Source organism: Roseinatronobacter sp. (genome assembly GCF_051859525.1).
Classification (GTDB): Bacteria; Pseudomonadota; Alphaproteobacteria; order Rhodobacterales; family Rhodobacteraceae; genus Roseinatronobacter.
On sequence record NZ_JBHYFM010000024.1, the window covers coordinates 1 to 23,884 of the forward strand.

The 23,884-nt window shown below is 59.1% G+C and carries 23 protein-coding genes and 1 tRNA gene; 18 read left to right on the plus strand and 6 right to left on the minus strand.

The genetic code is table 11. The features are described 5' to 3' along the window. The 9 genes from flaF to ACTIE1_RS13975 form a co-directional block, all read left to right on the plus strand. The coding region (gene flaF / locus ACTIE1_RS13935; protein ID WP_439563449.1) for a flagellar biosynthesis regulator FlaF at window positions 1–309 on the plus strand (309 nt) is incomplete at its 5' end. Next, entirely contained in the window at window positions 309–713 is a 405-nt protein-coding gene (flbT, locus tag ACTIE1_RS13940) for a flagellar biosynthesis repressor FlbT (RefSeq protein ID WP_439560838.1), read from the plus strand. The genes flaF and flbT, both read left to right, overlap by 1 nt. Beyond that, a complete protein-coding gene (locus ACTIE1_RS13945) occupies window positions 710–1,501 on the plus strand; it encodes a DUF1217 domain-containing protein (protein WP_439560837.1) in 792 nt (263 codons plus the stop codon). Before flbT ends, ACTIE1_RS13945 begins: the two co-directional genes overlap by 4 nt. A 297-nt stretch (window positions 1,502–1,798) precedes the next feature. Then, window positions 1,799–2,704, plus strand: a complete 906-nt coding sequence (cysD, locus tag ACTIE1_RS13950) for a sulfate adenylyltransferase subunit CysD (RefSeq protein WP_439560836.1) — start codon at window positions 1,799–1,801, stop codon at window positions 2,702–2,704. Between the two features lie 13 nt (window positions 2,705–2,717). Beyond that, window positions 2,718–4,616 (plus strand): sulfate adenylyltransferase subunit CysN, encoded by a 1,899-nt coding sequence (gene cysN, locus ACTIE1_RS13955; protein ID WP_439560835.1) that lies wholly within the window; start codon window positions 2,718–2,720, stop codon window positions 4,614–4,616. Between the two features lie 138 nt (window positions 4,617–4,754). Beyond that, entirely contained in the window at window positions 4,755–5,045 is a 291-nt protein-coding gene (gatC, locus tag ACTIE1_RS13960) for an Asp-tRNA(Asn)/Glu-tRNA(Gln) amidotransferase subunit GatC (protein WP_439560834.1), read from the plus strand. Further along, window positions 5,042–6,523, plus strand: a complete 1,482-nt coding sequence (gatA, locus tag ACTIE1_RS13965) for an Asp-tRNA(Asn)/Glu-tRNA(Gln) amidotransferase subunit GatA (protein ID WP_439560833.1) — start codon at window positions 5,042–5,044, stop codon at window positions 6,521–6,523. Before gatC ends, gatA begins: the two co-directional genes overlap by 4 nt. 32 nt (window positions 6,524–6,555) lie before the next feature. Continuing rightward, on the plus strand, window positions 6,556–7,347 hold the full coding sequence (locus ACTIE1_RS13970; protein ID WP_439560832.1) for a hypothetical protein: 792 nt from the start codon (window positions 6,556–6,558) through the stop codon (window positions 7,345–7,347). Between the two features lie 6 nt (window positions 7,348–7,353). Then, window positions 7,354–8,028 (plus strand): N-acetylmuramoyl-L-alanine amidase, encoded by a 675-nt coding sequence (locus ACTIE1_RS13975; RefSeq protein ID WP_439560831.1) that lies wholly within the window; start codon window positions 7,354–7,356, stop codon window positions 8,026–8,028. A gap of 56 nt (window positions 8,029–8,084) precedes the next feature. Here ACTIE1_RS13975 and ACTIE1_RS13980 read toward each other — a convergent pair whose 3' ends face one another. From ACTIE1_RS13980 to lipB, 3 genes are all read right to left on the minus strand, one after another. After that, window positions 8,085–8,561, minus strand: coding sequence for a DUF2244 domain-containing protein (locus ACTIE1_RS13980; RefSeq protein WP_439560830.1), 477 nt, complete (start codon window positions 8,559–8,561; stop codon window positions 8,085–8,087). Between the two features lie 73 nt (window positions 8,562–8,634). Then, a complete protein-coding gene (gene ctaD / locus ACTIE1_RS13985; protein WP_439560829.1) occupies window positions 8,635–10,302 on the minus strand; it encodes a cytochrome c oxidase subunit I in 1,668 nt (555 codons plus the stop codon). Between the two features lie 234 nt (window positions 10,303–10,536). Next, entirely contained in the window at window positions 10,537–11,262 is a 726-nt protein-coding gene (gene lipB / locus ACTIE1_RS13990) for a lipoyl(octanoyl) transferase LipB (protein ID WP_439563450.1), read from the minus strand. Between the two features lie 92 nt (window positions 11,263–11,354). Between lipB and ACTIE1_RS13995 the strand changes: the two genes are divergently transcribed. From ACTIE1_RS13995 to ACTIE1_RS14020, 6 genes are all read left to right on the plus strand, one after another. Next, complete coding sequence (locus ACTIE1_RS13995) at window positions 11,355–13,010, plus strand: peptidoglycan-binding domain-containing protein (protein ID WP_439560827.1); 1,656 nt, start codon at window positions 11,355–11,357, stop codon at window positions 13,008–13,010. 178 nt (window positions 13,011–13,188) lie between these two features. Beyond that, a tRNA-Leu gene (locus ACTIE1_RS14000) sits at window positions 13,189–13,275 on the plus strand. A 260-nt stretch (window positions 13,276–13,535) separates the two neighbouring features. Beyond that, a complete protein-coding gene (locus ACTIE1_RS14005) occupies window positions 13,536–14,639 on the plus strand; it encodes an ABC transporter ATP-binding protein (protein ID WP_439560826.1) in 1,104 nt (367 codons plus the stop codon). Window positions 14,640–14,736: 97 nt separating this feature from the next. Continuing rightward, window positions 14,737–15,840, plus strand: coding sequence for an ABC transporter substrate-binding protein (locus ACTIE1_RS14010; RefSeq protein WP_439560825.1), 1,104 nt, complete (start codon window positions 14,737–14,739; stop codon window positions 15,838–15,840). A 95-nt stretch (window positions 15,841–15,935) separates the two neighbouring features. Continuing rightward, window positions 15,936–17,225: an ABC transporter permease gene (locus ACTIE1_RS14015; RefSeq protein ID WP_439560824.1), complete on the plus strand. Its 1,290-nt coding sequence runs from the start codon at window positions 15,936–15,938 to the stop codon at window positions 17,223–17,225. A 12-nt stretch (window positions 17,226–17,237) separates the two neighbouring features. Further along, a complete protein-coding gene (locus ACTIE1_RS14020) occupies window positions 17,238–18,089 on the plus strand; it encodes an ABC transporter permease (protein WP_439560823.1) in 852 nt (283 codons plus the stop codon). 132 nt (window positions 18,090–18,221) lie between these two features. On the opposite strand, the gene ACTIE1_RS14025 is transcribed toward ACTIE1_RS14020, so the two are convergent. Then, window positions 18,222–18,524 carry a hypothetical protein gene (locus ACTIE1_RS14025; protein WP_439563451.1) on the minus strand — a complete coding sequence of 101 codons (303 nt, stop codon included), beginning with the start codon at window positions 18,522–18,524 and terminating at the stop codon, window positions 18,222–18,224. Window positions 18,525–18,668: 144 nt separating this feature from the next. Here ACTIE1_RS14025 and ACTIE1_RS14030 point away from each other — a divergent pair, with 144 nt between their 5' ends. Both ACTIE1_RS14030 and ACTIE1_RS14035 read left to right on the plus strand, forming a co-directional pair. Beyond that, the gene (locus ACTIE1_RS14030) at window positions 18,669–19,256 is read left to right on the plus strand and encodes a TetR/AcrR family transcriptional regulator (RefSeq protein WP_439560821.1); all 588 of its coding nucleotides are present in this window, start codon (window positions 18,669–18,671) and stop codon (window positions 19,254–19,256) included. A gap of 138 nt (window positions 19,257–19,394) precedes the next feature. Then, complete coding sequence (locus ACTIE1_RS14035) at window positions 19,395–20,825, plus strand: Glu/Leu/Phe/Val family dehydrogenase (protein WP_439560820.1); 1,431 nt, start codon at window positions 19,395–19,397, stop codon at window positions 20,823–20,825. Here ACTIE1_RS14035 and ACTIE1_RS14040 read toward each other — a convergent pair. After that, window positions 20,822–21,292, minus strand: coding sequence for a TerB family tellurite resistance protein (locus ACTIE1_RS14040; RefSeq protein WP_439560819.1), 471 nt, complete (start codon window positions 21,290–21,292; stop codon window positions 20,822–20,824). The genes ACTIE1_RS14035 and ACTIE1_RS14040 overlap by 4 nt on opposite strands. Beyond that, entirely contained in the window at window positions 21,285–21,809 is a 525-nt protein-coding gene (gene msrB, locus ACTIE1_RS14045) for a peptide-methionine (R)-S-oxide reductase MsrB (protein WP_439560818.1), read from the minus strand. The genes ACTIE1_RS14040 and msrB overlap by 8 nt, the downstream gene beginning before the upstream one ends. Window positions 21,810–21,927: 118 nt before the next feature. On the opposite strand from msrB, the gene dnaG reads away from it, so the two are divergent. Next, on the plus strand, window positions 21,928–23,826 hold the full coding sequence (gene dnaG, locus ACTIE1_RS14050) for a DNA primase (RefSeq protein ID WP_439560817.1): 1,899 nt from the start codon (window positions 21,928–21,930) through the stop codon (window positions 23,824–23,826). Window positions 23,827–23,884: the final 58 nt, after the last annotated feature.

Below are 23,884 nucleotides of genomic sequence, written 5' to 3' on the forward strand. Positions count from 1 at the left end.
ACAATAGAATATGAACTGATTTCAAAAATCACGGCGCGGCTGAATGCGGCACTCAAGGCGCAGCCATTCAGTTTTGCAACTCTCGCCGAAGCCATGCACGAGAACCGCAGGCTCTGGGTGGAACTGGCGATCGACCTTGCCACACCTGGCAACCAGCTTCCCGACCAGCTACGTCTGCAACTTCTTGGCCTTGCGCAATTCTCACTGCGCCATACCGACACTGTTCTGGACGGCAAGGACAGTGCGGATGTTCTGGTCGATATCAATCTGGCAGTCATGCGGGGGTTGTCGGGCAAGGTGGATGTGTGATGACCAACCTTGTCATTCGTCTGGCCCCGCATGAACGTGTTCTGCTGAACGGGGCGGTTATTGAAAATGGCGACCGGCGTGCCAGCCTGTCTGTCAGGACACCGAACGCGCATGTCCTGCGCCTGCGCGATGCGATCCACCCGCAACAGGCCAATACGCCGGTAAAACGCACCTGCTATCTGGCACAACTTGTGTTGTCCGGTGATGCGGTTCCCGAAGATGCCCGCCAGCCATTATTGCGGGCCATCGAACAGCTTAGTCAGGTGTTCACCGATAATGACAGCCGCAAATTGCTGGACGATGCAACGACAGCTGTCATGGATGCGGAGTATTATGCGGCGCTGAAGGCGTTGCGCGCCCTGCTGCCGAGAGAGGCGAGGATGTTTGCCTCGGCCCCGCAATGAGTTTCCAGCCGGTCATTCCCATCGGGGGGCTTGCCGGCTGGGCCTTCCTGAACAAGACGCGCGAGAGGCAGGAGGCAAGTTTTTCGGCCTCTCCCGTGATCAAGAATGATCTTGAACATTTTACCAAAAACTTCGCATCCCTCACCTCCACCGAAGATCTGGTCAAGGACCGCCGCACATTTCGCGTCATTCTGCAGGCTTACGGGCTGGAGGATGATATCAACAGCACTGCATTCATCCGCAAGATCATTGATGATGGGGTTGAAGACCGCACTGCCCTTGCCAACCGCCTGACGGACAAACGCTACAAGGCGCTGGCGCAGGATCTTCAGTTTCTTGTGCCTGGCGCAACCGTTGCAGCGGCTGATGACCTGAAGGACCGCATTGTTGCACAATTCCAGACGCGCAGTTTTGAACGCGCCGTCGGGGATCAGGATCAGGATATGCGCATGGCCATGTCCCTGCAGCGGGAATTGCCGGAACTGGTGCAGGGCTACACGTCCGAGAACGCGCAATGGTTTGCTGTTCTGGGCAATGCACCATTGCGCAAAGTGATGGAGACGGCGTTGGGATTGCCCAAGGAATTCGGGGCGCTGGATGTTGATCAACAGGTCGTGCGCCTGAAAACTGCGGTGTCGCGGCGGTTCAATGTCCCCAATCTTCAGGCCCTGTCCGAGCCGGAGCATATGGACAAGCTGGTCAAGCGCTTTCTGGTAATGTCCCAGATCAGGGATATGCAGGTGTCGATGTCGTCGGCCTCGATTGCCCTGACATTGCTGCAACGCTGATCGGTGGTTGTGATCGTCGCCAACAGGCGCTTTTGCAGCAGGCGGCACAACACCCGCCTTTCGGGATTGCATTCTGCAATCGCACGGAAATCCGGCTCCGCGCAATGCGCTCAGGGCGCGTCAGGCTTGGATGGAATGGTCCGGATATGATCGCAGACGTGATCGATCCAGTTCCAATGACGGGATTATCAGATAGGTTGTGATGCATGAAATCACGTCACCTCCCATATGGGAGGTGACGTGTGCAAATCTGGTTGCTAGGTGTTGTGGAACGCTTACGCAAAAGAGAATTCATTCATGCATGCCACTCATCTGACCCATCTTCAGCGGCTGGAGGCTGAAGCGATACACATCATGCGCGAGGTGGTCACGCAGGCCGACAAGCCTGTCATGTTGTATAGCGTCGGAAAAGACAGCGCGGTCATGCTGCATCTGGCCAGGAAGGCGTTTTACCCGGCCCCCCCGCCATTCCCCCTATTGCATGTCGACACAACCTGGAAATTCCGCGACATGTATGCCCTGCGCGACAGGGCTGCGCGCAAGGCGGGCATGCAACTTCTGGTGCATCAGAACCCCGATGCAGTGCGACAGGGGATCAACCCGTTCGAGCATGGCGCATTGCATACCGATATGTGGAAAACCGAAGGGCTGAAACAGGCGCTGGACCTGCACGGGTTTGACGCGGCCTTCGGGGGTGCGCGGCGGGATGAGGAAAAAAGCCGCGCGAAAGAGCGTATTTTCAGCTTTCGTACGGCAAGCCACCGTTGGGACCCCAAAAACCAGCGGCCGGAACTGTGGCGGACCTATAATGCGCGCAAGAACAAGGGCGAGTCGATGCGCGTTTTTCCGTTGTCCAACTGGACCGAACTGGACATCTGGCAGTATATTTATCTGGAAAATATAGAAATTGTGCCGCTGTATTACGCGGATGAGCGCCCGACCGTGATGCGCGACGGGCTGCTGCTTATGATCGATGATGACCGTTTTCCGCTGGCCGCGGGCGAGAAGCCGGTCACGCGCTCGATCAGGTTCCGCACTTTGGGGTGCTACCCGTTGACCGGCGCGGTCGAGAGCAGGGCAAAAACCCTGCCGGAAATCATTCAGGAAATGCTTCTTACCACGACATCGGAACGTCAGGGCCGCGCCATCGACCATGATCAGGCTGCGAGCATGGAAAAGAAGAAACAAGAAGGTTATTTCTGAGGGGCATGACGCAATGACACAGATATACAAGACCGATGCGCTGATTGCCGAAGATATCAACAAATATCTGGAAACGCATCAGCACAAAACCATGCTGCGTTTCATCACCTGCGGGTCTGTGGATGATGGCAAGTCGACCCTTATCGGGCGGCTGCTCTATGACAGCAAAATGATTTTCGAAGACCAGCTTGCCACATTGGAAGCGGAGTCCAAACGCATGGGCACCCAGGGCGAGGCGATTGATTTTGCCCTGTTGGTGGACGGTCTGGCGGCGGAACGTGAACAGGGCATCACGATTGATGTGGCCTACCGGTTTTTTGCGACCGAGAAACGCAAGTTTATTGTCGCGGACACGCCCGGTCATGAACAATACACCCGCAACATGATCACAGGTGCCTCGACTGCCGATCTGGCGGTCATCCTGATTGACGCGCGCAAGGGTATTCTGACGCAGACGCGCCGTCACAGCTATCTGGCGCATCTGGTCGGTATTCGTCACATCGTTCTGGCCGTCAACAAGATGGACCTTGTGGACTATGACCGCGCTGTATTCGACCGGATTGTGACCGAATATCGTGACTTCGCGGCCAGCATCGGTATCGCGGAATTCACACCTGTGCCGATTTCGGGACTTGCGGGCGATAATATCACCACCCGCAGCGACAAGACGGCCTGGTATGACGGGCCTGTGTTGCTGGAACATCTGGAAACGGTCGAGCTGGACCAGACTGCGGAACAGGCGAAGCCGTTTCGTATGCCGGTGCAATGGGTGAACCGCCCGAATCTGGATTTTCGCGGGTTTGCTGGCACGATTGCCACCGGACAGGTGCGGGTTGGCGATGACGTGCGTGTGCTGCCCTCTGGCAAGACAACGGCGATTTCGCGCATTGTCACCATGGATGGTGATCTGGACATGGCTGTGTCGGGTCAGGCGGTGACGCTGTGCTTTCGCGATGAGATTGACTGCTCGCGCGGGCAGATCATCACGGCGGCGCAAAACCCTGTCGAGGTGGCCGACCAGTTCGAGGCGACAATCATCTGGATGGATGATGACGACATGGTCCCCGGTCGCGCCTATTGGCTGAAAATCGGGCCCCAGACCGTAAGTGCTGTTGTCGCACAGCCAAAATACCAGATTAATATCAATACAATGGAACATCTGGCCAGTAAGACGCTGGACCTGAACGCGATTGGTGTGGCAACCCTGACCACCGACCGCGAAATCCCCTTTGAACCTTATGCCCAAAGCCGCGATCTGGGCGGGTTCATCCTGATCGACAAGATGACGAACCGCACGATTGGCGCGGGGCTGCTGAATTTTGCACTGCGCCGTGCACAGAATATTCACTGGCAGGCGACAGACATTTCGCGTGAGCATCATGCCAGCATGAAGAACCAAAAGCCGCTGGTCTTGTGGATGACGGGCCTGTCGGGGTCGGGGAAATCCACCATCGCCAATCTGGTGGAAAAGAAACTGGCGCGCATGAACCGGCATACTTTCCTGCTGGACGGGGACAATGTGCGCCATGGGCTGAACAAGGATCTGGGCTTCACCGAGGCGGACCGCGTGGAGAATATCCGGCGCGTGGGTGAAGTGGCCAAACTGATGGCCGATGCGGGCCTGATCGTGATTACAGCGTTTATTTCGCCCTTCCGGTCTGAACGCGAGATGGTTCGGGCCATGCTGCCCGAGGGCGAGTTTATCGAGGTGTTTGTCGATACCCCCCTTGAGGAGGCCGAGCGGCGTGATGTCAAAGGTCTGTATGCGAAAGCGCGCGCGGGACAGTTGAAGAACTTTACAGGGATCGATTCCCCCTATGAAGCCCCTGATGCGCCGGAAATTCGCATAGACACAACCGCCATCACCCCCGAGGCTGCGGCCGAGTTGATCATATCAAAGTTGATCCCGTAACTGATCCCGCGAGGATGGCGCGAAGGGGACGCGGCAAGGCAGGAATGGCGGCCTGCCATGTCGCGCCGCTTGCACCCTTCGTCTCATCCCGCTAAACCGCCCTGAATACCCGTTTTCCCCGTGCAAGCCGGAGCCCTCATGTCCGAAATCGATCTGGAAACCGCGCGCAAGGTCGCCCATCTGGCGCGCATTGCCGTTCCTGATGAAAACCTGCCCGCACTGGCGCAGGACCTGTCGCGCATTCTGACCTTTATGGAGCAATTGAACGAAGTTGACGTCGATGGCGTGGAGCCGATGACCTCGGTTACGCCCATGCGGTTGAAGCGCCGTGTGGATACGGTGACCGATGGCGATATTCAGGCGCGCATCCTGTCCAATGCCCCCGATGCCCGCGAAGGTTTTTTTGCAGTCCCGAAGGTGGTCGAATGAGCGATCTGAACAAACTGACACTGGCCGAAGCGCGCGACCGTTTGCGTGCGGGGGACGTCACATCTGTCGAGTTGACGCAAGCCTGCCTGACCGCCATTGATGGTGCCGACCGTCTGAACGCCTTCGTGCATAAAACTCCCGATCTGGCGCTGGAGCGTGCGAAGGCCGCAGATGCGCGCATTCAGCAAGGGGATGCGCCTGCAATGTGCGGCCTTCCCGTGGGCATCAAGGATCTGTTTTGCACCGAAGGCGTGGCGTCGCAGGCGGCCAGCGGCATTCTGAACGGGTTTCGCCCCGAATATGAATCCACGGTCAGCGCGCAATTGCGCGATGCGGGCGCGGTCATGCTGGGCAAGCTGAACATGGATGAATTCGCCATGGGGTCCAGTAATGAAACCTCGGTCTATGGCAATGCCGTGAACCCGTGGAAAGCGGACGCGCGCGACCTGACGCCGGGGGGGTCTTCGGGCGGGTCGGCGGCTGCGGTTGCGGCTGATCTGTGCCTTGCGGCCACGGGCACGGATACGGGCGGTTCCATCAGGCAGCCAGCGGCGTTTACCGGCACTGTGGGCATTAAACCGACCTATGGGCGGTGTTCACGCTGGGGTATTGTGGCGTTTGCGTCCAGTCTGGATCAGGCAGGGCCAATGACGAAAACCGTGCGCGATGCGGCCATCATGCTACAGGCGATGTGCGGTCATGACCCCAAGGATTCGACCAGCGCCGACTTGCCTGTGCCGGATTTCGAGGCAATGCTGACAGGCGATATTCGTGGCAAGAAAATCGGTATTCCGCGCGAATACCGTATTGACGGCATGCCTGCCGAAATTGCGGCGCTTTGGGACAAAGGGGCCGAGATGCTGCGCGATGCGGGCGCGGAGATTGTTGATATTTCCCTGCCGCATACGAAATACGCCTTGCCTGCCTATTATGTGATTGCCCCCGCCGAGGCGTCCAGCAATCTGGCGCGCTATGACGGGGTGCGCTATGGGCACCGCGCCAAACTGGCGGCAGGTGACGGCATTACCCAGATGTATGAAAAAACCCGCGCCGAAGGGTTCGGGGCGGAAGTGCAGCGCCGTGTTATGATCGGCACCTATGTTCTGTCGGCGGGGTTCTATGATGCGTATTACAACCGCGCGCGCAAGGTGCGCAGCCTGATCAAGCGCGATTTTGACACGGTGTTCGCGGATGGGATCGATGCGATCCTGACACCTGCGACACCGTCCGCCGCGTTTGGTCTGGGGGAAATGGCGAATGCCGATCCCGTTCAGATGTACCTGAATGACGTGTTCACCGTCACGGTCAATCTGGCGGGTTTGCCGGGCATTGCCCTGCCTGCCGGACTGGATGCGCAGGGCCTGCCACTCGGGTTGCAACTGATCGGCCGCCCTTGGGAAGAAGGCGAGTTGTTGAAGACTGCACATGTTCTTGAGGGGGCGGCCGGATTTGTTTCCAAACCCGAAAAATGGTGGTAAGTTCCGGCAAAACTGTCCGAGGCACAATGAACGTGACACGAATTTCCCTTGCCCCTGCTTTCGCAATGGCCGCGCTGGTCGCACTTGCGGCCTGTAACACTGCCCCACCTTATTCCAACGTGGTTGACGCGACCGGACGTGGTGTCGGGTTCAGCGATTATGCGCAATATATGCGTGCGCAAGAAGAATTGTCACGCATCCGGCGCCAGCAGGCCGCGCAGGGGCAGGGCACTGCCCCGCAATTCGCCGCGCAACAGCAGGTCGCCCCCCAGCAGGTTCAGACAGGCAACACCATTGGTGCCGAAGCTGTGGCGGCGCTGCGCGGCGGCCAGCCTGTGCCTGCGGCGCCGGTTCAGCAACAGCAGCCCACGGGCCAGTTCGAGGTTGCAAGCGCCGCACCACAGGTGCCGTCACAGGCACCGTCCGGCGGCAGTGCAGGCGTCAGTGACCAGCAATTTACCCCGCAACCTTTTGGCACGCCGCAGCAAAACCGCGTCGTGACACGCGACCATGTTCCGCAGGTGCGCGTCAGTCAGGATGAAATTGGCACGGGCGACGGGCCAAACCTGTTCGTCTATGCCCTGTCCACACGCCACAATGTCGGCGAACAGCGCTACACCCGCCGCCACCCGCTGCGCTGGCAGCGTTGGGAAGCGGCCTGTTCGCAATTCGCAACGCAGGATCTGGCGCAAGATGCGTTTCTGATGGCAGGAGGGCCGGAACGCGACCCGAACCATCTGGACCCTGATGGCGACGGTTTTGCCTGTTGGTGGGACCCGACACCGTTCCGTCAGGCCGCAACCTCTGTGCGCGCGCGTCAATAGGGCCAGATGACGGCCCTGTGGCACCCTTCGCCGAATTTCGGGCCGCGGCGCAATGGTTTGCAACCCGAACTGGTGGTGCTGCATTACACTGGCATGAAAACCACGCAGGCGGCGTTACAACGTTTGTGCGATCCCGCCTTCGAGGTGTCCGCCCATTATCTGATTTCGCCGCAGGGCACGTTGTTTCAACTGGTGGCTGAAGACCAGCGCGCGTGGCATGCAGGGGCCGGTCAGTGGTGCGGAACGTCCGATATCAATTCACGTTCTATCGGGATTGAACTGGCCAATCGTGGCGACCGGCCGTTTTCACATTTGCAAATGACGGTGCTGGAAACCCTGTTGCGCCAGATCCTTGAACGGTGGCGGATCGCCCCTGTGGATGTGATTGCGCATTCCGATATGGCACCGGACCGCAAGGAAGACCCCGGCGCGCGGTTCGACTGGCGCAGACTGGCGTTGCAGGGGCTGGCGCTTTGGCCCGAAGGGGTGGCGCAGGATCGCCCCTTGGCTGACAGCCTTGATATGATTGGCTACCCCGATGCGGCAGCTGACAAACGGCTGCAAGCCTTTCGCCTGCGGTTCAGGCCATGGGGGCAGGGGCCGGAATGCGCGCAGGACCGTATGCGCGCCGCCGCTGTGGCCAACGGGGTTCGCGCTGCGCGCGGCGGCCTGCGGCCTTGACACCGCGCCTTTGGGTATTCCCCAATGTCCCCTTCAGGCCACAGCATATAACCGCCCTATCGCAAATGACGCAGCGCCCGCGACAGGTCGTCATGCAGCGTTGCGCGTTCTTCGGGGCTGAGGAACCGCCCCAGTTCCACTTCGCGCCCGCCGCCACGCAGCGTCAGGTAGTTTTCAACCGGCCCGCCCTTTTCCTTCAGCGAAATCTGCACCCAGAACGGGTTTGCCTGCCAATGCTGCGGCGGCTTGCGCGGGGTGATATGTGTCAGCGTGATTTCATCGCGTGTCAGGCGCAGGGTTTCCTGCAACGATTCGCGGTCAGTGCGGTTGCGCATCAGCGCATACCACAAGGCCCACAGCGCCAGACCCAGAAACGGCAATAACCCCCACAGAATCGGTGTCCCCAGAACACCGATCAGCGGCAGCGCAAGGAAAAACGCGCTTAGCCCGATGACCCTCACAAAACCACGGTTTCCCATGGAAATATTCGGTCGAAGGTGCAGCTTGTATTCGGCACCCGTTGCGGTTGCCAAGGCAAAGGCCCCGGGCGAAGTGCCCGGGGCCTTTGGTGTTATCGTCCATGATGCTGGCATTGCTTATGCCGCGTCAATGCGCCGGTTGCTTGTCCCAGTCCTCGCGCTTAGGCAGCTGCTCGAACGTGTGTTCGGGCGGGGGCGAGGGCAGGGTCCATTCCAGCGTGTCCGCATGCTCGTTCCAGTAGTTCTTATCGGTGACGCGGCGGCCGAATTTCAGCGTGTAGAACACAACACCGATGAAGAACAGGAAGGACGCGAAGCTGATGAATGCCCCGATCGAGCTGACATAGTTCCACAGCGCATAGGCTTCGGGGTAGTCGATATAGCGGCGTGGCATGCCCTGACGGCCCAGAAAATGCTGCGGGAAGAAGGTGATGTTGGCACCAATGAACATGGCCCAGAAATGCAGCTTGCCAGCCCATTCAGGGTATTGCCGCCCCGACATCTTGCCCATCCAGAAATAGATGCCTGCAAACAATGCGAAGACCGCCCCCAATGACATCACATAGTGGAAATGCGCCACTACATAGTAGGTATCGTGATAGATACGGTCGATTGGTGCCTGTGACAGAACCAGACCGGTAACACCGCCCACGGTGAACAGGAACAGGAAGCCGAAGGCCCACAGCATGGGTGTTTCAAACGACACCGACCCGCGCCACATGGTCGCAATCCAGCTGAAGATCTTGATGCCAGTGGGCACCGCGATCACCATGGTCGCCATCATGAAATAGGTCTGCTGGGTCAGCGACATGCCCACCGTATACATGTGGTGCGCCCAGACGATGAAGCCCAGAACCGCAATCGCGATCATTGCCCAGACCATTGGCATATAGCCAAAGATCGGCTTGCGCGAGAAGGTCGCAATCACATGGCTGATGATGCCGAAGCCCGGGATGATGATGATATACACTTCCGGATGGCCAAAGAACCACAGGATGTGCTGGTACAGGATCGGATCGCCCCCACCTGCGGGATCGAAGAAGGTGGTTCCGAAATTCCGGTCGGTCAGCAGCATGGTAATGGCACCGGCCAGAACCGGCAGCGCCAGCAGGATCATCCATGCGGTGATGAAGACGGACCACGCAAACAGCGGCACCTTGAACAGGGTCATGCCCGGTGCGCGCATGTTCAGGAAGGTGGTGATAATGTTGATTGCGCCCAGAATAGAGGATGCGCCCGACACATGGACCGCGAAAATCGCAAGGTCCATGGAATAGCCGGCCTCATTGGTGGAAAGTGGCGGATACAGAACCCAGCCCACGCCAGACCCAAGCTGCCCGTTGCCGCCCGGTGACAGAACAGATGCGACAGCCAGCGCAGAACCCGCGACGAACAGCCAGTAGGACAGGTTGTTCAGGCGCGGGAACGCCATATCCGGCGCACCGATATGCAGCGGCATGAAGTAGTTGCCAAATCCGCCGAACAGGGCAGGGATCAGCACGAAGAACATCATCAGGATACCGTGCGCGGTCACCAGCACGTTCCAGATATGGCCATTGGGCGTGCACTCGTCCTGTGCGGTAAAGCTCGCGCCTTCCATACACATGTATTGGACGCCGGGTTCCATCAACTCCAGACGCATATAGATCGAGAATGCGACTGCGATAAAGCCGACTATACCGGCGGTAAAGAGATACAAGATCCCGATATCTTTATGATTCGTGGACATGAACCAGCGGGTGAAGAACCCGCGGGTGTCTTCGTGCCCGTGATCATGGGTGGCTGCGTCGGCCATTGGCTACTCCAGTTCCCGGTTCCTGTCGCGTTGTTCGCGACTGCTTTCCTTCGTAAGCGGGGGACGTTCCCCGCCCGCGCGTGTTACGTCCTGTGTGCGCAGACTCGTGTGAATCTGCTTGGACGGTATATCATGGTTCTAGAATGTGACATGCGTTTGGGCAACGTCAATATATCGCAATTGCGGGATTTTTTGATCTGGATCAAAGGGCCTGTGACATGTTGCCGCGCCGAATCATGGCTGGTCCGGCGGTGTATTGCCAAAGACTTGCTGAAATGTGTGTTGCAACGCCAGATCGACATCTTCCAAGGTGACGGGCAAGCCCAGATCGACCAGTGATGTGACGCCGTGATCCCTGATGCCGCAGGGGATGATTCCGTCGAAATGGTCCAGATCCGGTTCCACATTGATCGACACCCCATGAAAGCTGACCCAGCGGCGCAGCTTGATGCCGATGGCGGCAATCTTGTCCTCGCGCGGGGTGCCGTCAGGGGCGGGGGGCTTGTCGGGGCGCACCACCCAGACGCCGACACGCCCTGCGCGGCGTTCCCCGCGTATTCCGAACTGGTCGAGGGTTGCAATAACCCAGTCTTCCATCTGGTGGACAAAACACCGCACGTCGCGCCCGCGCCTGTTCAGGTCCAGCATGGCATAGGCCACACGCTGGCCCGGACCATGATAGGTATATTGTCCGCCGCGTCCTGCATTGAATACAGGAAACCTGTCGGGGTCCGTCAGGTCCTGTGGTCGCGCGCTTGTGCCCGCGGTATACAGGGGCGGGTGTTCCAGCAGCCAGATCGCTTCTGGGGCGCGGCCTGCCGCAATCTGTGCGACGCGGTCTTCCATCGCGCGCAGGGTTTGGGCGTAATCCGACAATCCGGGCAGTGTGCACCATTCGAGGGGGCCGGTATCGCGGGGGGCTGTATCGCGGGGGGCTGTATCGCGTGGGCCTGTGCTCATTCGGTCCTCTTGGGGGTGGGGCAAAAAAAGATGGGCCTGCGCGAAAACTCACGCTAATGTGAGTGTATGTTATTTCAGCCAGGAGAATTCATATGTTTGCCAGATACAGTCTAATAGCCGCGCTGTCCATCAGCGTCGCGGCCGTCCCGCTGGATGATGCGCGCGCACAAGAAGGTATTGTCGGGGGCATTATCGGGGGCATCATTGGCGGTGCCATCGCCAATGACCAGCGCGCCCGCCAGCAGCGTGCACAGCCCCAGCGCACCGCGCCGCGCCCGGCCGTGAACACCGCACAGCGCGAACAGAACCGTTCTGTGCAGACAGCGCTAAACCATTTCGGCTGGAACGTCGGCACCCCTGATGGCGCAATCGGTCCCAGATCGCGCGCGGGCATTTCCGAGTATCAGGTGTTTCTGGGGTTTGCGGGCACCGGCCAGTTGTCGGAATTCGAACGCAATATCCTGTTGACGGCGCATCAGCGCGCAATTTCCGGCGGGCCGCAGGTTGCGCAGACCGTGTCCAGCCATCCGCAAGGGTTGCGCGGTCTTGTTCTTGTGGTCCGCGATGAAATGTCAGGCCGCAGTCCGGCCCAAAGCGCGGGCAATTACGGCCTGCCTGCTGCGGTGGCCAGTGCGGTTGACGAAATCGCCGCATCCTCCGATCCCAGCGCGATGCAGCTTGTCCAGCGCGCGGGCTTTATCCAGCTTGCAGACCTGAACGGGGACGGGCGCACAGACTATATTCTAGACACTTCCGTAACGGGCAGCGCGTTCTGGTGCAGCGCGCAGGCCTGCACTGTGCAAGTATTTGTATCGACGCCGGAAGGGTATGTGCGCAATGACTTTCAGGCGTTCAATGTGACACCTGCCATGTTCACCTGTACGCGCGGCACATGCGAATTGGGCGCACCACAGCAGCCGGTCACAGTTGCTGCCGCCCAACCGGCCGCGCCGCAGGCCCCGCAGGCGACGACCGAAGTGGCCTTGTCCGTGCCATCGGCACAGCCGGCTGCGCGCAATCCCGACGCCGGTGCAACCGAAGTCGCGGCGCCCGCCATCCCCAATTTCTTCGGCGGGGGCGGGCAGGGCGAACGGTCGCTTGCATCGCATTGCGACCGTGTGAACCTGCTGACCAACGCCAATGGCGGCTTCACCACACGCGACACCATGACCGACCCCGCGCAGGTGCTGAATGAACAGTTCTGCCTTGCGCGCACCTATGCCATGGCGGATGGCGAGGAACTGATTGCGCAGGTTCAGGGCGTAAGCGCGGCTGAAATCGCCGATCAATGCCTTGCGTTCGCGCCGTCGCTGAAACCGTTTGTATCCGCATTATCCGTGCAGCCGCATGACGAGGTGATGCAATCTGTCAGTGCCTTTGTTCTGCAAACCGGCATGAGTCCGCAACAATTGACCGACACTGCGCGCATTTGTCTGGCCGTGGGCTATCGTCAGGACAATATGGACGTTGCTGTCGGCGCGGCGCTGCTGCTGACAACCCTTGGCGAACGGGCCTATGGTGAATTGATGGGCCACCATCTGGTTCAGGGGTTCGGCGCGACCAAGCGTGATGATCTGGCGCTGGCATGGTTCGAGCTGGGATTCGACCCCGCAAAACGCGCGGTCTTTGCGCCGATGCAGCCTGAACGCGACAGTTTGCTGCGTGATGCGGTCTTTGGCCAGCCGGTGCCGCAAGCTGCACCTGCCGCAGAAGCGGCCTTGCCGGTATTTGCGATCCCGCAAGACTAAGCAGGGCCGCCGCACCGGCACGCTGGCGCCGGTCGAACGCCAGGCAAGGGCGCGCGGGCATCTGCGCGCCCTTCTTCTATGGCCCCCCTGCGCCAGCAGCTTGCTTTCGCAGAACACGCGCGTTTTTCCCCTTCACAAGTCCGGATTGACCGAGTATGACGCCGAAACCAAGTCATGTGCGGTCGTGGCGGAATTGGTAGACGCGCAGCGTTGAGGTCGCTGTGGGGTAACTCCCGTGGAAGTTCGAGTCTTCTCGACCGCACCATTTTTCCCAAATCTTCTGAATTCAAGCGGTCGCCAACAGGGTAATGTCCGCTTCATTGCCTGTGGACCGCGCGGCCCGAATTTCCCTCTTGCCGCAATGGCGCGGTTCATTGTCCTTGTTTGATGCAGATTTTCCGGAAATAATGCTGAAATAAATGTAATTGGGCCTTATCTATACTTACCGGTTGCAATGTAGGGTTTCGTTGGTTTTACTAGTGTCATGAAAAGAGCGGAATACCGCCGACACACGGGGAGATCAGCGTGAGCGCATCAGAAAAGCGCGACGGATTTGTCGTATTCGATGGCGTCCAGAAAAGCTATGATGGCGAGACACTGGTGGTCAAGGACTTGAACCTTTCAGTGGCACGGGGGGAGTTTTTGACCATGCTTGGCCCTTCCGGGTCCGGCAAGACAACCTGCCTGATGATGCTGGCAGGGTTCGAGACAGCCACCCACGGGGAAATCCTGCTGGATGGCCGCCCGATCAATTCGGTGCCGCCGCATAAACGTGGCATTGGAATGGTGTTCCAGAATTATGCCTTGTTTCCGCATATGACGGTCGGGGAAAACCTGTCTTTTCCGCTGGAAGTGCGCGGGTTGGGCAAGTCCGATCGGGAAAAGAAAATCATGCGGGCGCTGGACATGGTTCAGATGGGGGCCTTCGCCAACCGCCGGCCCGCGCAACTGTCGGGCGGGCAGCAACAACGCATCGCGTTGGCGCGCGCGTTGGTGTTCGAGCCGGAACTTGTGTTGATGGACGAACCGTTGGGCGCACTGGACAAACAGCTTCGCGAACACATGCAGTTCGAAATCACGCGCCTTGCGCATGATCTGGGCATCACCACGGTTTATGTGACGCATGACCAGACCGAAGCCCTGACCATGTCCGACAATGTCGCGGTGTTCGATGACGGGCGCATCCAGCAGCTTGATCCGCCAGATGTGTTGTATGAGGCGCCCTGCAACAGCTTCGTTGCCCAGTTTATTGGTGAAAACAATACACTAGACGGCGTTGTTAAAGAAATAAAAGGCGAAACCTGCATTGTGGAACTGGACGGCGGTGAAGTGATCGACGCCAAGCCGGTTAATGTGACCAAGGTGGGTGACCGCACAACTGTGTCAATCCGCCCCGAGCGGGTGGAGGCCAACAAGGACCGGCTGGCCGAGGATGCGCACACGATCAAGGCCGAGGTGAAGGAATTCATCTATATGGGCGATGTGTTCCGCACCCGCCTGAAAGTGGCCGGAAACGAGAATTTCATCATGAAAACCCGCAACGCGCCTGATCAGGTGCGCCACAAGCCGGGTGACATGATCGAAATCGGCTGGATGCCGACGGATTGTCGCGCGCTGGACCACGCTTAGGGCAGTGTGCGGCCAATACATGCATGGACCGGGGACGGGACAGCTTGAAAAACGCCAGAGTATATCTGGCGTGATTAACCAACCTAGGAGGTTATCTATGTCATCGACTACTAAACTGTTTGGTCTAAGCGCCGCTGCAAGTGTGCTGGCGCTGAGTGCAGCCGCACAAGACCCGGTTTCGCTGACCATCGTGTCATGGGGCGGGGCCTACACGGCCAGCCAGCAGCGCGCCTATCATGAGCCGTTTATGGAAATGAACCCTCATGTCACCATCAACAACGATGACGGGTCCGCGAATGCGCTGGCCGGTCTGCGCGCCCAATCGCAGGCGGGCAATGTGACCTGGGATCTGGTCGACATGCTGCCATCGGATGCACAGCTTGCCTGTGACGAAGGCATCATCATGCAGATCGACCATGACGCGCTTCTGGCGGCTGCGCCGGATGGCACACCACCGACCGAGGACTTCCTGCCAGGCAGCCTTGGCGAGTGCTTCATCCCGCAGATCGTGTATTCAACGGTTCTGACCTATCGTCCGGGTGCTTTTGAAGATGGCGAACACCCCAGCAGCATTGCCGACCTGTTCGACGTCGAGAACTTCCCCGGCCGCCGCGCATTGCAAGACCGTCCGGGCACGAACATGGAATGGGCGCTGTATGCTGACGGCGTAGCACCAGAAGACATTTACGATGTCCTCAGCACGCCCGAAGGTGTGGACCGTGCGTTTGCCAAGCTCGACACCATCAAGGACCACATCATCTTCTGGACCGAAGGTGCGCAGGCACCCCAGCTTCTGGCCGATGGCGAAGTTGCCTTCGCAACAGGCTATAACGGCCGTATGTTCGATGCCATCGAAGTCGAAGGCATGGATGCTGCGATCATCTGGGATGGTCAGGTCGTTGAATGGGATGGTTGGGTTGTTCCCGCTGATGGCCCGAACGAGGAACTGGTGATGGAATACCTGTATTTCGCCACCGACACCCAGCGTCTGGCTGATCAGGCAAAATTCATCAGCTATGGTCCGGCGCGCGCATCTTCGGCCGAACTGGTGGGGGAACATGCCGATCTGGGGATCGACATGGCACCGCATATGCCGACCAATCCGGACAACTATTTCGCGCCAATCGTTCTGGATAACGACTTCTGGGTCGATTACGGCGACGAACTGCGCGAGCGTTTTGCAAACTGGATGCTGCAATAATCCGGTTTGAATGAACTTGTCGGGCGCGCAGAGTCGCGCGCCCGACACCTGACTTCGTGACTGTCTGTCCTGCCTATGCCGCAAGGAATTTACCTATGTCTCAGGCCGATGCGACCCAAGCTGCGCCCCCCAAACGTGAAAAACTGGTGACTGCCGATGGCACGCCGTTGCGCAGGGCACTGGAGCGCGCGAACCGTCGCCGCAAACTGACAGCATTGGCACTTGTGGCCCCGTTGCTGGCGTTCATCCTGATTTTCTTTGCTTTCCCGATTGCGCAGATGATGTGGCGGTCGGTTGATAACCCCCAGATCGTCAATGCGCTGCCACGCACCCTTCAGGCACTGGACAGCTGGGACGGGCAGGGCGTGCCGGATGAGGCAGTTTTCGCGGCCCTGCATGCGGATATGGTCGAGGATCTGGGCCGCCCGCGCCGCGAACAGGCGATCGGCCCGCTGGGGATTCGCCTGAACTATGAACTTAGCGCGGCGCGCAGCGCGATTTCACGGACTGCGCGCGCCGTGTCGGATTTTGAAGCCCCCTATTCAGACGCGTTCATGGATGCGCACCGCCTGTGGGGGCAGCCGGAATTATGGCGCGTCATCAAACGAGAGGGGCGCCCGCTGACCCTGTCCTACTATGTCGCAGCGCTGGACCGCGAATATGACGAGGCCGGAAATATCGTGCAGCGTGATGAAAACCGCCGCATCTATGTTTCCCTGTTCGGGCGCACATTGGCATTAAGTCTTGCTATTACCTTTATGACATTCGCACTTGGGTTTCCAATCGCATATTTTCTGGCGACATTGCCAATGCGATACGCGAACCTGCTGATGATCGCGGTGTTGCTGCCATTCTGGACATCGCTTCTGGTGCGAACATCTGCGTGGATTGTGTTGTTGCAACAACAAGGCGTCATTAATGAACTGCTGGTGAATATCGGGCTGATATCGGACGCGAACCGAATAAGCATGATCTATAACCAGACTGGCACAATCATTGCCATGACGCATATTCTGCTGCCCTTCATGGTGTTGCCGTTATATTCGGTCATGCGTACCATTCCCGTCACATATACCCGCGCTGCCAAAAGTCTGGGCGCGACCCCGTGGACAGCGTTCCGCCGCGTGTATTTCCCGCAAACATTGCCCGGTATCGGGGCCGGTGGGGTGTTGGTTTTCATCATCTCCATTGGTTACTACATCACGCCCGCGCTTGTGGGGGGGCAGTCCGGCCGGATGATTTCAAACGAGATTGCACGCCATATCCAGCAGTCCCTGAACTGGGGCCTTGCGGCTGCACTTGGGACAATGCTGCTGGTCGGGGTGCTGGTGCTGTATTGGCTTTACAACCGGCTTGTCGGCGCTGACAGCCTGAAACTCGGGTAAAGGGGCAACAAGATGGCACTTCCCGCCTATTACACGACCAAGGACAAGCTGTGGCATTACGGCTTTCGGGTAATCTGTTTCGCGATCTTCTTTTTCCTGCTGGCGCCGATCCTGATCATGATCCCGCTAAGTTTCAATGCGCAGCCCTTTTTCACCTTCACGCGCGAAATGCTGACGCTGAACCCTGAAGGGTATTCGCTGCGCTGGTATCGGGATTTTCTGGGGTCTGACAGCTGGATGCGGTCGATCCGCAATTCCTTCGGGATCGGCATTGCCGCGACCTTGTTGTCCACCACCCTTGGAACGCTTGCGGCCCTTGGCCTGTCGCGGTCTGAAATGCCCGCCAAGGGGCTGGTCATGGGCATTCTGATCTCGCCCATGATTGTGCCGCTGATCATTTCTGCGGCGGGGATGTTCTTCTTCTTCTCCAGCATCAATATCGCGCAGACCTATCTGGGTGTGGTTCTGGCGCATGCCGCGCTTGGCACCCCGTTTGTGGTGATCACGGTGACGGCGACGCTGGTGGGGTTTGACCATTCGCTGACGCGGGCTGCGGCAAATCTGGGGGCGTCGCCCACCCGCACGTTTTTCAAGATCACGATGCCGCTGATCCTGCCGGGGGTGATTTCCGGCGCGTTGTTTGCCTTTATCACCTCGTTTGATGAAATCGTGGTGGTGTTGTTTGTCGCGGGCGTGGAGCAGCGCACAATCCCGCGCGAAATGTGGTCCGGTATCCGCGAAGATATCAGCCCCACAATTCTGGCGGTGGCAACGATTCTGGTGATGATCTCTATCGCATTGCTGACCGTGGTTGAATTGCTGCGCCGCCGCGGCGAACGGATGCGCGGATTAAGCCCGCAATAATCCTGCGCGCCCTTGGGGCAGTCGATGAATGAAGGGGCCGCAGTCGCGGCCCTTTTTGATGTTGTGATGTCATGTTGCAGAACAGGTCCCCGTTGCACCGGTAGGACGCCCTGAAGACAGGCGCGCTTGACGCTACCTTAACGCAGTCCCTGCCGCGCGCATTCCTTCGCTTTCGGCATTGGGAATAACCGGCCCGCGCAAACGGTCGGCGCGCGCGCGCAATGCGCTGGCGCGTGCATCGGCGGATGTGTCGGTCAGCAGGGCCGAATTCGGCCCGTCAGCCGTCTGGCGCAACACAGCCGATATGGGCAAAAGCGTGGGGGCCGGCGCATTGGTTGCGGCCGTGCGTTCGGGGAATTCCGGCCCGCTGGTGCAGGCCAGAAGCCCCGTTGTGACGACCAGCAAAAGCCCGTTTCTGCAAATGCGCTGACGCAATGAAATACCCGTAACTTGCCCAGAAAATCCGACCGTCAGAATGCGTCACTTCCTGCACGGGTGCAAGGGCTAGCTGCGCTGCGCCCGAAGCTTTCAGGCCGGTTGTGCTTGCACTTGGGCGGGATTTGGGGCCAAAAGCGGGGAATGGCGCGCAAGAAAAACTCCTCTGCCGAAGTGACCGGACCGCGAATTCGTTCTGCGGCGCAGCGCCTCTTTGCACGCCATGGATATGCGGCAGTGTCCATGCGGCAGATCGCGGCCGAAGTCGGGGTGCAGGCGGGGGCGCTGTATATGTATACCCCCGACAAACAAAGCCTGCTGTATGATATGATGCATGACCATTTGCAGGCCTTGCTGGACAGTCACGCAGCCCTGCCGGACTGCGCCGACCCTGTCGCGCGGCTGGAGCAATTCACACGGTTTCATATCCGGTTTCACAGCGCCCGAAGTGATGCCGTTTTCATCGCCTATATGGAATTGCGCAATCTGGATGAGGGAAATTTCAAGCGCATCGAAGCCATGCGCCGCAACTATGAGGCCCGCCTGCAAGATGTTCTTGAACATGGACGCGCGGCAGGTGTTTTCCAGCTGCCGGATACGAAACTGGCAACATTTGCAGTGATTGCCATGCTGACAGGCGTCAACACCTGGTATCGTGAAGGCGGACGGCTAAGCCTGTCACATGTCGAGGATGTCTACTGGAATATGGTGCGCAAGGCTGTTGGGGTCTGACCGCATTGCGGTGTTCGTAAAACGCCTGTTTTTTCCGCATATTTCTGGCGTTTCGTGTTTCTTAAACATTTTAACCTGTTATCCTTGAGGGATGAAGAACCGGCGCAGCCCGTCTGCGCAATTCAAGGAGAGGTGACCATGCTGGATGTCAAAGAACCGGGATTTCGCGAGAATGTGGATTTGATGTTCCGCCGCGCGGTGTCGCATCTGGACCTGCCGCCCGGGCTGGCCGAAAAAATCCAGATTTGCAATTCGACCTATACCGTGCGCTTCGGTGTGCGGTTGCGCGGCAAGATCGAAACATTCGTGGGCTACCGGGCGGTCCATTCCGAACATATGGAACCCGTGAAGGGCGGCATCCGCTACGCGCCAGAGGTGGACCAGAACGAAGTTGAAGCCCTTGCCGCGCTGATGACCTATAAATGCGCGCTGGTCGAAACCCCTTTTGGCGGCGCAAAGGGGGGCTTGTGTATTGATCCGCGCAAATATGAAGAACATGAACTGGAACAGATCACGCGCCGTTTTGCCTATGAACTGGCCAAGCGCGACCTGATCCATCCTGCGCAAAACGTGCCCGCGCCCGATATGGGCACCAGTGAACGTGAAATGGCGTGGATTGCGGACCAGTATGCCCGCATGAACACCACGGATATCAATGCCCGCGCCTGTGTGACAGGCAAGCCGTTGAATGCGGGCGGGATCAAGGGCCGGGTCGAGGCGACGGGGCGCGGGGTGCAATATGCCCTGCGCGAGTTTTTCCGCCACCCTGATGACGTCAAGGTGACCGGCCTGACAGGGGATCTGTCAGGCAAGCGCGTGATTGTTCAGGGGCTGGGCAATGTGGGGTATCACGCCGCCAAATTCCTGCGCGATGAGGATGAGGCCCTGATTACCGGTGTGATCGAACGTGACGGGGCAATCGTGAACCCGCGGGGCCTTGACCCCGATGCCGTGCGCAACTGGATCATGCAGACAGGGGGCGTCAAGGGGTTCGAGGGGGGCGAGTATATCGCCGAGGGCGCGTCCGTTCTGGAAGCGGAATGCGATATTCTGATACCGGCCGCGCTTGAAGGGGTCATCAACATCAACAACGCAGAGCGTATTCGCGCGCCGCTGATCATCGAGGCCGCGAACGGGCCGATCACCGCAGGCGGCGACGAAATTCTGCGTGAAAAGAATATCGTCATAATTCCGGACCTTTACGCGAATGCGGGCGGGGTCACCGTGTCCTATTTCGAGTGGGTCAAGAACCTTAGCCATATCCGGTTTGGCAGAATGCAGCGCCGCAACGAGGAAGCGCATGCCTTGCTGCTGGTCAAGGAACTGGAACGGTTGTCCGCTGACAAGCAACTTGGCTGGGAATTGAAACCCGATTTCAAGCGCAGGTATCTGCAAGGCGCGGATGAATTGCAACTGGTGCGGTCAGGGTTGGATGACACCATGCGCACGGCCTATCAGTCCATTTCCGAAGTGTGGCATGAACGCGACGATGTAAAGGATCTGCGCACTGCGGCCTTCATCGTGGCAATAGAACGGGTTGCTGCCAGCTACCGTGCCAAGGGGCTTTAATCGTCAGCCATAGCTGCCTTGCGCGCCATGATCTTCTGGCGTGCAAAGGCGGAATCGCGATCCGCCAGCCCCAGCAGGTTGGACACAAGGCGCATCAGGCCGTCCTCATTCTCGTGCCTGCCACCGTCAGCCAGAATGACCCGCCAAAGGTCCTCCAGCAGGGCAGGGCGGTCGTCCAGCGGAATGATGTCCTTGATGGCCCGCGTCAGATGGACAGTGTCACCTGTGCGTTCCTCGAATTCGGCAGCGCGCAGGCGCAGCGCGTCCGCCTCTGGCATCGGCAGGCCAAAACGCCGCGCAAGGACCGCATCAATCTGTGCGACCTGCCGGTCGTCATACACCTCGCTTGCGCGCGCCGCACGCACCAGAAGCGCGGCGATGGCGTGTTGTCCGTCCGGAATGGCAGGCTTGACCGGCTGTGCCTCAGGGATCAGCGCGTCCTTGATTTTCTGAAATATGCTATGCACTTACGGGGAATCCTTCAACCACACCAGTGTCGTCGGGGGTGAATGTCATTGCCAGCCCGTTGATGCAATGCCGCCGGCCGGTCGGGGCGGGACCATCATCAAAGATATGGCCAAGATGTCCGCCGCAATTGCTGCAATGCTCTTCAGTGCGCACCATGAAAAACAAGGTCCGGTCCTCCATCGTTCCGGTCGCGCCATCGATCACATCCCAGAAACTGGGCCATCCTGTGCGGCTGTCATATTTTGTTTCCGACCGGTACAGCGCTTGACCACAGCCCGCGCAGTTATAAGTGCCCGCGCGATCTTCGTTCAGCAACGGGGAACGCTCACCCAGCAGCCGGTTGCTATAGGCTTCTTCTGTTGCGTGGTCGCGCAACACGGCAAATTGCGCAGGTGTCAGGCGGGCGCGCCACTCATCCGGTGACAGCGACAGGGGAAAACTGTGGCCTTGCGCGCCTGCCGCCGTGCCGGACAGGGCCGCCGCGCTTGCAAGCATGAAACCGCGTCTGCTGAACATGTTATCCTCCTTCTTTATACATTGATTATACGCAGTCCTGCGTCATCCAGTTTCAATATTTAGTGCGAAGACGCTTCACCGCTTCAACAAAGCTGCGTGATCTGTCATTATTCGCCCCATGAGTCTGCCCCCCGGTTTCCTGGATGAATTGCGCAATCGTGTCTCGATCTCCTCGGTGGTCGGGCGCAAGGTTACATGGGACATGCGCAAATCCAATCAGGCGAAGGGCGATTATTGGGCGCCATGCCCGTTTCACCAGGAAAAGTCTGCGTCTTTTCATGTAGATGACCGTAAGGGATTCTATTACTGCTTTGGCTGTCACGCCAAGGGGGACACGCTGAAATTCCTGTGTGAAACCGAAAACATGGGGTTCATGGAAGCGGTCGAGGTGCTGGCCCGCGAGGCTGGGATGACCATGCCGGCCCGCGACCCCAAGGCCGCGCAGAAGGCCGACAGACTGTCGGAACTGGCACAGGTCATGGAACAGGCGGTGCGGTATTTCCGGCTGCAACTGAACACGAATGCGGCTGCAAGCGCGCGCGATTATCTGGCGGGGCGGGCATTGTCCGCGCAGGCGCTGGACCGATTCGAGATTGGCTTCGCACCTGATAGCCGCCACGGTTTGTGGCAACATTTGACTGCGGCAGGCGTGGCCCCAGACAAGATTATCGATGCGGGGCTGGCCGCGCGTCCTGATGATGGGGGTGCGCCCTATGACCGGTTTCGCGGGCGGATCATTTTCCCCATACGTGACTTGCGCGGGCGCTGTATCGCGTTTGGTGGGCGGTCCATGGACCCGAATGCGCGCGCGAAATACCTGAACTCGCCTGAAACGCAGTTATTCGACAAGGGGCGGTCGCTTTATAATGCGGGGCCTGCGCGCGGGGCCGCGGGCAAGGACCAGCCGCTGATTGTCGCCGAAGGGTATATGGATGTCATAGCCCTGGTCGAGGCCGGTTTTTCGGCGGCTGTGGCCCCCCTTGGCACTGCGATAACCGAAGACCAGTTGCGCATGATCTGGCGCATTTCGCCTGAACCCGTCATTGCGCTGGACGGGGACAGGGCAGGGTTGCAGGCAGGTCACCGGCTGATGGATCTGGCGCTGCCCTTGCTGAGTCCCGAGCAATCCTTGCGGTTTTGCCTGCTGCCCGAAAAAATGGACCCCGATGATGTGCTGCGCAGCGGCGGCACGGGTGCCATGCGCAAGCTGCTGGACGGGGCCGTGCCACTGGTGCGGTTGCTGTGGCAGCGAGAGACGGAAGGCCAGGTATTCGACAGCCCCGAACGCCGCGCGGCATTGGACAACCGTTTGCGCGCAGCACTTGGCAAGATTGCTGATGCGGGCCTGCGCGCGCATTACGCGGATGAACTCAAGACCCTGCGTGCCGCATTCCTGCGCGGCTCCGGCACTTCGAAACGTGGCGGGTGGCGCAGTGGCGGGAAATGGCAACCGCCCCCCGCAACCGCGCTGGCTGAAACACGCAATACCTTGCTGGCCGGTGCCGAGGGCACCGCCGTCGCGGAAAAAATGCGCGAGGAGATCATTCTGGCGATCCTGCTGCGACACCGCGACCTTGTGCATGAATTCGAAGCGGATCTGGAACGCGCGGAAATGCGCGATGCGCGCAATAACAGGTTGCGCAGCGACCTGTTGTCGGGAAACCCCGCACCTGACGCCGAACATGTTTCCACGCTGATGGAACTGGGCCATGTGCGTATCGCGCCGCCCGTGCGCAATGATGACATTGATCTGGCGCGCCTGTGCCTGCGCGAGGAATTTGCCAAACTACTGGCCCGTCGCGGGGCCGATGCGGAATTGCGCGACGCGGTCGAGGATCTGGCCCATCTGCCCGATGAAGGTCTGACATGGCGCCTGAAGCAGGCGGCGGAATTGCGCAACCGGTCCGAGCGTTCAAACCTGTCGGATTCCGCCGATCTGGGCGAGGATCGCGCCGCACTTTCGGGCCAGTTAAGCCGGTTCATCGAATCACAAGTCTGGATAAAGCAGAAAAAGTGACCGAATCGTTGCAGTTCCGCACGGTTTGCGTGGTCAAATTGCGTTGGGGAACTGGAAA